This is a genomic window from Mycetocola sp. 2940, from assembly GCF_040548835.1.
Classification (GTDB): Bacteria; Actinomycetota; Actinomycetes; order Actinomycetales; family Microbacteriaceae; genus Mycetocola_A.
This window is the reverse complement of the sequence record NZ_JBEPSK010000002.1, coordinates 114,582-127,003: the sequence shown is the minus strand read 5'-3', so window position 1 is coordinate 127,003 and position 12,422 is coordinate 114,582. Positions and strand designations below refer to the sequence as shown.

The 12,422-nt window shown below is 68.2% G+C and carries 13 protein-coding genes; 2 read left to right on the top strand and 11 right to left on the bottom strand.

The window, feature by feature from the left end; genetic code table 11:
- Positions 1 to 47: 47 nt before the first annotated feature.
- A complete protein-coding gene (locus tag ABIE24_RS02975) occupies positions 48 to 572 on the bottom strand; it encodes a single-stranded DNA-binding protein (RefSeq protein WP_297358458.1) in 525 nt (174 codons plus the stop codon).
- 5 nt (positions 573 to 577) lie between these two features.
- The gene (gene rpsF, locus ABIE24_RS02970; protein ID WP_411719826.1) at positions 578 to 994 is read right to left on the bottom strand and encodes a 30S ribosomal protein S6; all 417 of its coding nucleotides are present in this window, start codon (positions 992 to 994) and stop codon (positions 578 to 580) included.
- 435 nt (positions 995 to 1,429) lie between these two features.
- Between rpsF and ABIE24_RS02965 the strand changes: the two genes are divergently transcribed.
- Together ABIE24_RS02965 and ABIE24_RS02960 are read left to right on the top strand one after the other, a co-directional pair.
- Complete coding sequence (locus tag ABIE24_RS02965) at positions 1,430 to 2,380, top strand: type IV toxin-antitoxin system AbiEi family antitoxin domain-containing protein (protein ID WP_354496664.1); 951 nt, start codon at positions 1,430 to 1,432, stop codon at positions 2,378 to 2,380.
- A 15-nt stretch (positions 2,381 to 2,395) separates the two neighbouring features.
- Positions 2,396 to 2,563, top strand: a complete 168-nt coding sequence (locus ABIE24_RS02960; protein ID WP_354496662.1) for a hypothetical protein — start codon at positions 2,396 to 2,398, stop codon at positions 2,561 to 2,563.
- 23 nt (positions 2,564 to 2,586) lie between these two features.
- Here the strand turns inward: ABIE24_RS02960 and ABIE24_RS02955 are convergent, their stop codons facing one another.
- The 9 genes from ABIE24_RS02955 to ABIE24_RS02915 all read right to left on the bottom strand — a co-directional run bounded on the left by ABIE24_RS02955 (position 2,587) and on the right by ABIE24_RS02915 (position 12,391).
- The gene (locus ABIE24_RS02955; RefSeq protein WP_354496660.1) at positions 2,587 to 3,909 is read right to left on the bottom strand and encodes an extracellular solute-binding protein; all 1,323 of its coding nucleotides are present in this window, start codon (positions 3,907 to 3,909) and stop codon (positions 2,587 to 2,589) included.
- Between the two features lie 130 nt (positions 3,910 to 4,039).
- Positions 4,040 to 4,375 carry a hypothetical protein gene (locus tag ABIE24_RS02950; protein ID WP_354496659.1) on the bottom strand — a complete coding sequence of 112 codons (336 nt, stop codon included), beginning with the start codon at positions 4,373 to 4,375 and terminating at the stop codon, positions 4,040 to 4,042.
- A gap of 129 nt (positions 4,376 to 4,504) precedes the next feature.
- Positions 4,505 to 4,822, bottom strand: a complete 318-nt coding sequence (locus ABIE24_RS02945; RefSeq protein ID WP_354496657.1) for a hypothetical protein — start codon at positions 4,820 to 4,822, stop codon at positions 4,505 to 4,507.
- Positions 4,823 to 4,984: 162 nt separating this feature from the next.
- Positions 4,985 to 5,782 (bottom strand): HpcH/HpaI aldolase/citrate lyase family protein, encoded by a 798-nt coding sequence (locus tag ABIE24_RS02940; protein WP_354496655.1) that lies wholly within the window; start codon positions 5,780 to 5,782, stop codon positions 4,985 to 4,987.
- Positions 5,779 to 6,975, bottom strand: a complete 1,197-nt coding sequence (locus ABIE24_RS02935) for a CaiB/BaiF CoA transferase family protein (protein WP_354496653.1) — start codon at positions 6,973 to 6,975, stop codon at positions 5,779 to 5,781. Before ABIE24_RS02935 ends, ABIE24_RS02940 begins: the two co-directional genes overlap by 4 nt.
- Positions 6,972 to 9,020: a formylglycine-generating enzyme family protein gene (locus ABIE24_RS02930; RefSeq protein ID WP_354496651.1), complete on the bottom strand. Its 2,049-nt coding sequence runs from the start codon at positions 9,018 to 9,020 to the stop codon at positions 6,972 to 6,974. The genes ABIE24_RS02935 and ABIE24_RS02930 overlap by 4 nt, the downstream gene beginning before the upstream one ends.
- The gene (locus tag ABIE24_RS02925; protein ID WP_354496649.1) at positions 8,962 to 9,891 is read right to left on the bottom strand and encodes a ribokinase; all 930 of its coding nucleotides are present in this window, start codon (positions 9,889 to 9,891) and stop codon (positions 8,962 to 8,964) included. The genes ABIE24_RS02930 and ABIE24_RS02925 overlap by 59 nt, the downstream gene beginning before the upstream one ends.
- The gene (locus ABIE24_RS02920; protein ID WP_354496647.1) at positions 9,888 to 11,240 is read right to left on the bottom strand and encodes an ADP-ribosylglycohydrolase family protein; all 1,353 of its coding nucleotides are present in this window, start codon (positions 11,238 to 11,240) and stop codon (positions 9,888 to 9,890) included. Before ABIE24_RS02920 ends, ABIE24_RS02925 begins: the two co-directional genes overlap by 4 nt.
- The gene (locus tag ABIE24_RS02915) at positions 11,240 to 12,391 is read right to left on the bottom strand and encodes an ADP-ribosylglycohydrolase family protein (RefSeq protein ID WP_354496645.1); all 1,152 of its coding nucleotides are present in this window, start codon (positions 12,389 to 12,391) and stop codon (positions 11,240 to 11,242) included. The genes ABIE24_RS02920 and ABIE24_RS02915 overlap by 1 nt, the downstream gene beginning before the upstream one ends.
- Between the last annotated feature and the right edge of the window lie 31 nt (positions 12,392 to 12,422).

The following is a 12,422-nucleotide window of genomic DNA, read 5'->3' as shown; positions in this document are numbered from 1 at the left end:
TATGGTGCCGCAAGGGAACCGAAGCTCCCTCCCTGGCAGAGAAGTGTTTAGAAGGGGGTGTCGTCGCCGTAGGAACCAGGGGTGTTCCAGCTGTCGCCGGACCCTGATGCCATCGCGCCGCCGGCCGGAGCGGCCGTCGGAGCGCTGGCCGCCCATGGCTCGTCCTGCTGGACGGCTGCGGGGCCGCGGCCGCCGCCTCCACCGGAGGACTGGGCACGGGTGACCTGTGCGGTGGCGTAGCGAAGCGAGGGACCGATCTCGTCAACTTCGAGTTCGATCGAGGTGCGCTTCTCGCCTTCCTTCGTTTCATACGAACGCTGCTTCAGACGCCCGGTAGCGATGACACGGCTACCCTTGGTGAGCGATCCGGCGACATGCTCGGCGAATTCACGCCAAACGCTCGCGCGCAGGAACAGTGCTTCGCCATCTTTCCACTCGCTCGACGCTCGGTCGTAGTTACGCGGGGTGGAAGCGATGGTGAAGTTGGCAACCGCCAGGCCGTTCTGCGTGTAACGCAGTTCCGGGTCTGACGTGAGGTTGCCCACCACGGTGATGACGGTCTCGCCGGCCATCGGGACTAAGCGTCCTTTTCGGCGGGCTTGGCGTCGGCGACAGCTTTCGCTTCAGCCGCTGCGGGCTTGGCGTCGACCTTGGCCTTGGTGGCAGCAGCCTTGCGGGCGGCCTTCTCCTCGGCGCGCTTGCCTTCGGACTCGACGAGAGCGATGGCTTCTTCGGCCCGCAGCACCTTGGTGCGCATGACGGCTTCGGAGAGCTTCAGCTGACGGTCGAGCTCAACCGTGGCTGCGCTTGTGGCGGTGAAGTCGACGACGGCGTAGATGCCTTCGGTCTTCTTGTTGATTTCATAAGCCAGGCGACGACGGCCCCAGATGTCAACCTTGTCGATGGTTCCACCATCGTTGCGGATGACATTGAGGAACTTGTCGAGACTGGGAGCAACGGTGCGCTCGTCAATCTCGGGGTCGAGGATAACCATGAGTTCATACTGATGCGTCACTAACCCACCTCCTTCGGACTCGAACGGCCGCAGACGATCTGCGGCAGGAGGGTAATAGCATCGTTGCGTCGCATGGGAGCAGAGTGCGCACATACGGGCAACCTGAGTAGCTTACCCGATCGGCGGCGGTGCTCGCTACCGAAGCCGGCGGCATCCGTCTCAGTGCCGCGAGGTCGCCTTGGTCATCCGCATCGGACGAAGGCGTCCGGCGCAACGGATGACCACGACCGGAACGGGTGACCACGCGAACGAACCGGCCTCCCTCCACCGCGGTTTCCGCATCCCACTCATTCCCCACCCCCAGCTTTTCCCGATACGGACGCCACAAAGCGAGAGAAGCTGAACGGCATGGCTATCGACCCTCTACGTGATCCCAATGTCCTCCAGCTGTCTCGTGCTGCGACCCTGATAGGCATGGATGGGCGATCGCTCCGGCGCGAGCACGCCGCGGGTGCCCTGATGAGCATCCGCCGTGGCATGTACACGCCGTCTTCCTTGTGGTCCGACCTCGCCGCCCGCGACCGCTACCTGTTGCGAATGCGGGCGGTGCTCGACTCGCGCAAGAGCGACGCCGTCTTCAGCCACGCATCCGCCGCAGCTCTTTGGGACCTGCCTGTCGTAGGCCCGTGGCCCGAATTCGTGCACGTGTACACCGTTGACGGGTCGAGACGAAGTTCCAGAAGGGGTATCCGCTGGCACAGAGCGCCGCTCCTCGAGGGTGACATCGTGGAGGTGGACGGCGTGCTGGTCACAAGCCCTCTGCGCACGCTGCTGGACCTCGCGCGCACGACGACCTTCATGTCTGCGGTGACGACGCTCGATGCCGGGCTGGCCCGAGCAGTCAATGAGAACGGCAGGGCGGATGCCGCGGTTCGGCTTCGCGAGATGCTGGTCGATCGCCTCGACGCTCTTGCCCGTGCTCCCGGTACTGCGAAGGCCCGCTGCGCCATCGATTTTGCGACGCACCTGGCCGGTTCACCGGGAGAATCAGTGAGCCGCGTTCAGATGCATGTGCTGCGCTTCCCGAAGCCTGAGCTCCAGTTCCCGGTCATCGACCGGAACGGTACGCTCTGGCACTCAGACTTCGGCTGGCCCGTGTATCGGCAACTGGGAGAATTCGACGGTTTCACGAAATACACGCGTGCGGCGTACACCAACGGGAAACCGATCGAAGAGATCGTGTGGGCCGAGAAAAAGCGCGAAGACCTCATGCGTGCGGCCACCGGCTATGGCATGGCCCGATGGTTGTGGAGTGATGCACTCCGCGCACCACGGCTCAGCGGCATACTTTCGGAGGCAGGACTCCCTCGCAACCGACCCGCCTGGTCGTCCACTCCGGACGAAAGCATCCGGCGCACCGGATGACTCGGTCCGCACCGGATGACCACGCAGAGCACCCGCCCAACGGATGCTCCGCCGCCGCAAGCCGGGACGGCATCCGTTCCACGCGACGCCGACAACCGCCTGGTCGTCCACTCCGGACGAAAGCATCCGGCGCACCGGATGACCCGGTCCGCACCGGATGACCAGGCGGGGGGGAGTGCGTGAAGTGGCCCCGCGGGCCCGGCGGCTCAGCCGGCGATCGCGGCGTTCGCCGCACCCTCGGCCCGGGTGAGACCTGCGGCGGGCTCCAGGGCGCCGGTGAAGATGTCCTGGAAGAGAGGGTCGAACTCCTCGAAGCCCTTGCCGTAGTTCGCCCCGCGCGGTGCCCCAATAGTCTTCTCGCCGTTCGCAACGTCGAAGAAGGGCTTCACCGAGACACCCTCCCCTTCCCAGAAGTCGAAGTAGGCCTGCTGGGCGTCGGTCACCGCGGGAACAGCTGCGCCAGAGGCGCCGAGGTAGCTGTTGGCTTCTTTCGAACCGAGCCAGGTGAGGAGCTTGCCGATGGCCTCCTGCTTCTCCGACTCTGCGTTGCCGGCCACAACCACACCGTTCGTCACCGAGACCCGACCCGCCGGTCCGCTCGGCATGGATGCCACGCCCCACTCGAAATCGGCGCCGTCGGCCACGTTCTTGAGGTTGTAGAGCCCTGACTGGAACATCGCCATTCGGCCCTCGAGAAAGGCGTCGCGGCTCAAGTCGCCGTTGGCGTTGGTCTCCGCAGCGGGCGGTGCGACCTTCGCGGTGTTGATTGCCTTCACGAGGTATTCAAACGCCAGAACCGTCTTGGGGTCGGAGAAAGTGAAAGTGTCGCCCTCCTGGAAGACTCCACCGTTGGAGCCAATGAATGGGAGCATGATCGCCTGCGTGTCATAGGCGAGGTTCGTTCCGTACTGCACCGGGATGCCGTCGAACTCGGGCGCCGCAGCCGACACACCCGCCGCGTCGAGCGTGAGCGCTTTTGCCGCCGGCAGGTAGGTATCGACGGTTTCATCGGGCGACCAGGTGAGGCTCTCGAGGTCAGCCGGCGTCATCCCGGCCGCTTCGAGCAAAGCGGTGTTGTAGTAGACGGCGATCCCCGCGTCGTACAACTGCGGCACTCCCCACAGGGTTTCGCCCCGGGTGAATTGTGTGACGACGCTGTCCTCCCACACATCCTCAGCCTCATCACCGAACAATGCGGTGATGTCGACGAGCTTGCCCGCGTCGGCGTAGGCGCCGAACGACGAGTTGTTGAGCCAGAACACGTCGTCCATCGTCTTTTCGGCGATGTCCGTGCGCAGGGCGGTCCAGTAGTCAGCCCAGCCGACGACGGTGACATCGACGTCGACGTCGGGGTTCTCCTTCTCGAACGCAGCGAAAGAGGCCTCATACGCGTCGGCGACGGTCTCGTCCCACAGCCGGAACGAGAGCGTTGTCGGCTCCTCCGCGTCGCCTGCGCCGGCCGCACAGCCGGTCAGCATGAGGGCGGATGCCACGACAATCGTCGCCAGTTTCGTCAATCGCTGAGCCATTCCGGTCTTTCTCTCTGCCGATGTCCTGCGATTGGAGGCTAGCAGTTGTGACTGGTGTGACTCGTGTGTCAGCTGTCGTGATGGCGCTGCCGTACCGCGACCACACGTTTTCGCGGTACGGAATGGCCGATCAGGTCTCCGGAATGGCGGAGTTGTTCCCCGGCGTCGCGTGCGGGATTTCTTCCTCGGCTTCGTGCTGGGGCGAGGTGATCGGGTTGCCCGGGGTGGTGTAGTCGACATCACCCTCGACGTCGTCCTCGCCGCTCAGCGGGCGCCCGGCGGTTGCATGCAGCCGATCCTCTTCGGCACGGTGTTGTGCGGAGTCGATCGGGTCGCCGGTGGTCGTGTAGTCGGCGTTATGGTCGTCATCGCCGCTGGCGGGCCGGGCGACGGGTTCACGTGCGCCGTATTCGTCGGCGGGCACGACGGGTTCGACGTAATCGTCGTTGTTCAGGTTGTTGGTCATGCGCCGACGCTACGCCGGACCGGCGCAGGCATCAAGGCCTTGCGGCGCCGACGGTTGAGGCGCAACCGTCGTGCCGCGTCCTGGTCGGCGGATGCCGTGCCCCCGGTATCCGCCGACCACGACTTCTCTTCAGGCGCGTTGCGCCAGACTCGGGTCGATGACCTCGATCGGTACCGTGTTGAGCAGGTCACGGATGCTCTGGTCGAGCGTCAGTTTCTGGGAGACCTCGACGGCACGGGCCAGGTCGGGGCCGCTGAGCGCGACGTAGACGGGCGCGACGTGGTGGACGTAACCGATCTCACGTCCGTTGACGACCACGCGCTCGATGTCGTTCTTGAGATGGTCAAGGGACACCTCGACGTCAGTGTCGACTTTGCCCGCTTCGAAATGCACGTGGACGTTCCACGTGGCTTTTTTCTTGTTGTCGCCCCGCTGTGAAGTCGTCATCGGCTTCTCCCCTGTCCATCTGTTGCGTGGGCTCCATCGCCCCCAGACACCTAAACTAGGGTCAATCCCGGCGCTTCGGGAGGGGTTGACAGCGTATATGTGAGGATTTCACACGATTGTCACGCCATCGCTGTGGGTTGTTCATCTTCCGGCAACATTCGGTCAGGCCTGAGCGGTTCCCGTCTCGGCCGCGCGTTCGAGGATCACGCGCGCACGGCCCGCCATGGCGGCGTCGACCATCTCCCCGGAGGGAAGCGTGCTGACTCCCCCGTCGTCAAGCGCGGCGAGCACGCTTCGCGCCCAGTGCACGTCGCGTGCGGTCGCCGCAAAGACCTCTTCGATGACGGCGAGCTGGCTGGGGTGGACGGCCGCGCGGCCGAACCAGCCGAGCTCCCGTCCGCGCTCACAATCTCGGCGGAGACCGTCGAGATTGCGGATGTCTGGGAAAGCGGACAACATCGGCGCAGGTAGCCCGGCCGAGCGGGCGGCGAAGAGCACGCGGATCCTGGCATGGTCGATCAGCGCCGCTGCGGCACTGCCCAGGTCGCTGGCGAGGTCGGATTCACCGAGTGCGAGGCGTGTCACCGCGGGGTGAGCGGCGATCAGCGCGGCGTTCTCCACACCGCGCGCGGTCTCGAGGAGTGCGGTGACGGGCCGCCCGGCGAACGGGTCGACGTCCGCCGGTTCCTCGACCTTCGGAACCCGCACGCCGATGGCGGGGTCGAGGCCGGCGAACACGGGCAGGTCCTCCGATCCGTTTACGCGGACCTCTACCAGCGGGCCGCCTGGCATCCGCGTGGCGAGCCAGGCGACGACGTTCCTGCGCGCCCCGTCCTTCCGGTCCGGTGCGACGGCATCCTCGAGGTCGAGGATGACGAGGTCGGCGCCGGACGCGGCCGCCTTGTCGAAACGGTCGGGCCGGTCGCCGGGCACATAGAGCGCGGTGACGAGGCGGGTCATACGATCCCCCGTTCACGGAGTTGCGCGAGCTGCTCGGCCGTGACCCCGATCTCCTCGAGCACGTCCTCGGTGTCGCGTCCGTGGGGCCGACCGGCCCAGCGGATGCCGCCGGGGGTGCCGGAGAGTCGAAACAGCACGTTCTGCATCTTCACCGGGCCCAGTTCGTCGTCATCCACGGTCTGCACCGTCCCGATCGCAGCGTACTGCGGGTCGGCGAGGATGCCACGGACGTCATACACCGGCGCGACGGCGGCATGCGCCTTCTCGAACTCGGCCAACACCTCGGCCGTCGGCCGGGCGGCGATCCACGCGGCCACGGCGTCGTCGAGCACGTCGGCGTGCTGCGCCCGCGAATGGCCTGACGCGAACCACGGTTCGGTGACGAGGTCGGGCCGCCCGACCAGCGTCATCACCCGTTCGGCGATGGACTGGGAGCTTGTGGACACAGCGACCCATTCCCCGTCGCCGGTCCGGTAGACGTTGCGGGGCGCGTTGTTGACCGACCGGTTCCCGGTCCGTTTCTGCACCGCGCCCAGCTGGTCATAGGCGGTGATCTGGCCGCCGAGGAGCATGAGGATCGGCTCGATGATGGCCATGTCGACGACCTGCCCGGTTCCCGTCGCCTCGGCACTGCGCAGCGCCACCATGACGGCGTAGCTCGTGGCGAGAGCGGCGATGCCGTCGGCCAGCCCGAATGGGGGCAAGGTCGGCGGTCCGTCGGGTTCGCCGGTGAGGGCGGCGAACCCGCTCATCGCTTCGGCGAGACTGCCGAACCCGGGGCGGGAGGAATAGGGGCCGACCTGCCCGAAGGCGGTGACCCGGGCGATCACGAGCCTCGGATTCACGGCATGCAGCTCTGTCGGGCCGATGCCCCACCGTTCGAGAGTTCCCGGGCGGAAGTTCTCGATGAGCACATCCGCGTCGGCGACGAGGCTGCGCAGCAACTGCGCGCCCTCCGGCGCTCCGAGGTCGATCGTCACGGTGCGTTTGTTGCGGCCGAGCGTCTTCCACCACAGGTTGACGCCGTCCTTCGCGGGCCCGTGGCCGCGTGCGGCATCCGGCTTCCGCGGGTGTTCCACTTTGATCACGTCGGCGCCGTAGTCGCCCAGGAAGGTGGCTGCCAGCGGGCCGGCGAAGAGGGTGGAGATGTCGAGGACGCGGATGCCGTCGAGCGGCCCGCCTGCCCCGGTCACGCTTCGTCCCAGGCGAGTCGGAATCCGATGCTCGGCGACCGGTCGATGCCGAGGCCGGCGATGAGGTATTTGAGGCTGAACGCTGGGCCGCGCCGCCCGCCGTCGACGTACCAGTCGGACCCGGTCGACTCGTGGTCGCTTCCGCCCTTGAGCATGACGAACCGGGTGACGCCGTCGGTGTGCTCACTCTCGGTCCAGTTCCAGACGACCGGGTCGCGGCGGCGGAACGCCGGGTCGGCCGCGGAAACCTGCCATTCGAACTCCGTCGGGAGTCGCGCCCCCGCCCACCGGGCGTAAGCCCGAGCATCCTCGAGGCTGATCCCGGTGACCGGAGCGTCCTCGTCGGCCGGCCCGACGAGGAAACGATTCGAAACGGCCGGCTCGTAGCCGGTAGCGGCGAGGAACCTCGTGAATTCCGCCCGCGACACCTCGCTCGTCGCAATCCGGACCGGGCCGAGGTCGACGGTCACGGTTTCGCTGCGCGGATCGTGCAGGCGGGGCGGGAGAGGTTTCCACTCCTCGACGTAGGGCGCCTCTCCGTACATTCCGCTCTCGCGGCGGCGGTGCTCCACCGCCAGTCCGCGCTGCCCCGGCTCGACGCGGATCGCGTCTGACGGCGCCGCTCCGGTCGAGGATTCCGGTTGGACGCGGACGATCTCGCGGGCCGGGAACGTGGCATCCGTGTCCTGGCTGTCGGCGCCGGCCTCGGCGAGGAGACCGGCCAGCCAGGCAGGTTCCTCCCCCTCGATGGCGAGGATGCCGGCGATGCCCCGGGCGGGCACGGTGACCTGTTCCGAGTCGAGCCGCCTGCCGGACGTGACGTCGACGACGGCGGTGCCGCCGAGGAGCGCGGCCAGGGGCTGGACGGCGTCGCCGGTGAAGTCCGTGTCCCCACGGTTGACGAGCGTCCAGAGGGTGAGGCCGTCAGTCTCGAACCGGGAGGTGTACACGCCGGCGGCGATCGCGGCATCCGTTCCGTCGGCGAGCGGCGACCAGGTCCCGTCGATCAGCACGACGGACAGCGCGCGCTGGGCGCGGAGCATCCGCCGGAGGGTCGCCTTGTCGCGGGCGTTCCAGCCGACCCAGACGCCGAACACGGTGTCCCAGACGAGGATTCCGGTGCCGTTCATCCACGCGGACTGCAGCTCGTCGCTGTGGTCGCGGTTCCAGCGGCGGGTGCCGTGCATCATGTGGCGGCGCTCGTACCAGTGCGCTCGCATTACGCCGGGGGCCGTACTGTCGGCGAACCACTGCGCCCAGCTGAGGTGGTGGTCTTCGACGCGGGCGTTGGGCACGCGGGACTCCCCCTCGAGCACCTGGGGAGGAGTGGCGGAGGTGAGCGCGGTGACGAGGGCGTTGTCGCCCTCCTTCATCGTGTCGAGGAACACGCCGTCGACACCGAGCTCACCCACGAGGGCCGCGAGTTCGGTCGGGTCGCCGGAGGCTGCGCGGCGCGTGCCGGTGTCCCACGGGTTGTAGTCGATGAAGACCCGGATGCCGCGGTCATGGAAGGCGGCGACGAGGTCGGCGATGCCCGGGACGTCGCGGTAGAAGTCGAACTGGTTGCGGTCGTCGATGCCGATGACCGGGTAGGCGTGCCAGAGCACGACGCCGTCGAAGCCGCCGAGGTCGGCGGTGTCGGCCAGGAAGGCGTCAATCGTGAATGCCTGACGCTCGACGTCGAAGAGGCGCTCGTCCCAGAGCCAGACGAGCGCGACGCTGTAACAGGTGGCTGCCCAGCCGGCCCAGTCCAGTTCGTATGCCGTGCCACGGTAGACCAGGCGTTCGCGCGCCTCGGTGCGCCACACGTCGAGCGCCTCGCGCCAAGCCGGCCAGTCGGACGGGTCCTCGGGCGCGGCGAAGATCTTCGCGATGTCGCCGACGACGGGGTCGATCCGCCCGTCGGGTGGAAGCACGGTGGGCAGGTCGATGGCGCGGGGTACCAGCGGGTTGATCTCGTTGGTGTTGGCTTCGTCGGGGTCGATGTCAGTGCGTGGCGCGGAAATCGGTAATCTCCTTTTCGAGCGGGATGGAGGGGACGGCACCGGCCCGTTGGACCGAGAGCGCGGCCGCAGCGGTGGCAAAGCGGGTGGCGTCGTCGAGGTCGGGGGAACGGTCGAGTGCGGCGACGAGCGCGCCGCAGAAGGTGTCACCGGCGCCGGTGGTGTCGACAGCGGTCACGCGGATGCCCGGAACGTGCGTCGCCGTGTCGCTGCCGCGTTCGCGGACGACGGCGCCTTCAGGCCCCAGCGTGAGGATGACGGCGGGAACGCTCCGGACGAGCTCACCGGCCAGGCGCGCGGCTTCGTCGGCGGTGACCGGCACAGAGGTCCGTGTGGGGTCGAGCTGGCTGGCCAGCAGGTCGGCCTCGTGCTCGTTGACGATGAGCAGGTCGACGGCGTCGAGGAGCTCCTGCGGAAGGGTCCGGATCGGGGCGGCGTTGAGCACAACATACGTGCCCGCTGCCTTCGCATGCCGGGCGGCGTCGAGCACCGTCGGCAGCGGGGTCTCCAGCTGCAGCAGGAGGAAGCTCGCCTCGCCGATCGCCGACAGCTCGGCGTCGGTCAGGCCGATAAGCTGCGCGTTCGCTCCGGAATTGACGACGATGGTGTTCTCGGCCGACGCGTCGACGGTGATGAGTGCCGTCCCGGTGGGTTCGTCGATCCGGCGGATCAGGTCGTGCACACCGGCGGTTCGAAGGGAGGTCAGCAGCGGGTCGGCAGCGGCATCCGTTCCCAACGCGGCGATGAAGGTGACGTCGGCGCCGGCCCTGGCGACAGCGGTGACCTGGTTGTTGCCCTTGCCGCCGGGGTACGACGCGAAGCCGGTCGCCAGCACCGTTTCTCCAGGCGAAGGGATCCGGTCGACCGCGTAGACGAGGTCGAGGTTGGCGCTGCCGAGCACGACGACACTCATGCCCCGGCCCCCAGTGCAAGGGTGCGGCGTGCAAGCTCATCGAAGCCGATGCCGTCAAAGCCGGGAACGGAGGAGGCGAGCCGGTTCTGCAACGGGTCGATCCACGACGCGGGGAGACCGGATGCGCCGGTGAGGGCTCCGCTGATCGAGCCCGCCGTGGCGCCGACCGAGTCGGTGTCCCAGCCGCCCGAGACGGCGGCGGTCACGGTGGCGGCGAAATCTCCGGCGCCCCGGGTGAGCGCGAAGGCGAGCAGGGCCGAGTTGTTGAGGGCATGGACCCAGTGGAGGTGACCGTAGTCGGCGTAGATCGCGTCGAGCGCGTCGTCCAGGCTCAGATCGCTGCGCCCCAGCTCTGACCCGCGCCGGATGGCGGCGGTGTACCGGCTGCCAGCCGGAACGACCGAGAGCCCGGCGTCGAGAACCTCATCGACCGTCGAGGCGACAACGGCGGCCGAGCAGGCCGCCGCCGCGAACATCGCGCCGTAGAGCCCGCTCCGCCGGTGGCTGAGCCAGGCGTCCACGTGGGCAAGTCGCGCCGCGCGGACGGGGTCGCCCGGCGACGCCCAGCCGTAGACGTCGGTGCGGATCTGGGCACCGATCCAGTCGGCGAACGGGTTCCCGGCGGTGGCGGCGTCCTCGGGCTCGATGCCGTCGAGGAGGTTGCGGTAGACGATCCGCTCGGCTGTGAACACCCGGCCGCCCGGGAGGTTGGCGAGCCAGGACTGAGCGACGTCGTCGACGGTGAAGCCCGGCCCGACCCGCTCGAGCAGGTCGAGGGCGATGAGCGGAAAGTTGAGGTCGTCGTCCTCCGGCATGCCGGAGATATTCTCGACGAGGCTGGTGGGGCGGCTGCGGCGGTTCCACGGGAACCGGCCGGCGATCTCCGGGTCGAGGCCGACCTCGGTGAAGTAGGTCTGCAGGGGCCAGTTCCCCGTCGATTCCGCGATCGCACGGATGCCGTGGCGCGGGATCTTCTCCACCGGCTTGCCGAGCAGACAGCCGGCGGCGCGGCCGAGCCAGGCACCCTGGATCCGGTCGAGAGAGGTGTCGGTTGACAGCAGGGGCGGCGGGCCGGCGAGTGTCATGATGTCGTCGAAGCTGTCCGGCTCGGCGGCACGCAGGGCGCCGGGAACCGGGCGGGCGGCGATCCCGGTGAGGATTGCCCGTGCCAGTGTGCGCACCGCGTCGGGGGCCGGGTCCGGGGTGGCCCCGCTGACCGCGGGTTTCTCCGCTCCCCCGGCGGCCACCCAGTCGGCGGCAAGGTCGTCGACCGGGATGCCGTCGAGGTCGGCGGCGCGGAGGGCGTGCGGGGCAAGGTCCTCAGGCTGGGTCCAGCTCAGTCGGAGCACTACAGCACCCCTGCCGGGGCGAGGAGGGAGGACAGACCGGCTGAGCGCTGCTCGAACCGGGCGCGGTCCTTCTCCCAGATGTCTCGACTGACCGCGGCCATAGTGGGCCCGGTGGCGGTGATGTCGATGCGGCTTCCTTCGATGACGCCGTCGATCCAGTCCTGGGGCACAGCGGCCCGGCCTCCCAGCGCGCCGGCGATCGACCCGGCCATCACGGCAATGGAGTCGGAGTCGCGTCCGTAATTGATCGACCCGAGAACGGATTCACGGTAGTCGCCGTCGGCGACGACGAGCATCCCGAGGGCGATGGGAAGTTCCTCGATGGCCTTGGTCCTGCTCGGGATCCGGGCGTCGCGTGCCGGGGCGCGGTAGTTCGGGCCGACGGTGTCGAACGGGCTGACGGCTGCGCGCAGTTCAGCGAGCGACGAGCGCCACTCGCTGCGGCCGGCGGCCGCGGAAACGACCGCGTCGATGGCATCCTGTGTGCCGTCCTTCGCCAGGCGCAGGGCGACCGCGATAACCGAGTCGACGTCGGCGCCCGGCCGCATGGCCTCGGCGATGCACGCGGCGTAGACCCCGGCGGCCTCCCGGCCGTAACTGGACTGGTGCGCGCCGGCGACGTCGACGGCTTCGGCATACGCACCGTCGGGGGATCCGGCGTTGGCGATGCCGATCGGCGCCATGTACATGGTGGCGCCACAGTTGACGACGTTGCCCACGCCCGCTTCGCGCGGGTCGATGTGGCCGTAGTGCAGTCGGGCGACAAGCCACTTCTCGGCGAGGAATACCCGCTGGAGCAGGATGGCTTCCGTTTCGAGTTCAGGGATCCAGCGCTTTTCGCCGATCATCAGCGGCACGAGGTGCTCGGCGATGGCGTGGGCGTCGAGGTGGTCCCGCACCGTGCTGTACACGTCGACGAGCGCCGTGGTCATCAGGGTGTCGTCGGTGATGTGCCCGTCGCCCTTGTGGTACGGGGCAATCGGCCGGGCATTCCGCCAGTCGGCGAGGAACGGGGGAACGATTCCGGTGATGAAGCCGTCGTACCGCTCCTGTATGGCTTCAGGGGTGTTGCCTTCGGCCGCACCTCCGAGCGCGTCTCCGACGGCCGCTCCGGCGAGCGCCCCCGTTGCCTTGTCCTCGAGCAGGTCCATCCGGTGTCTCCTTGTGAGTGTGGTTCGAAAG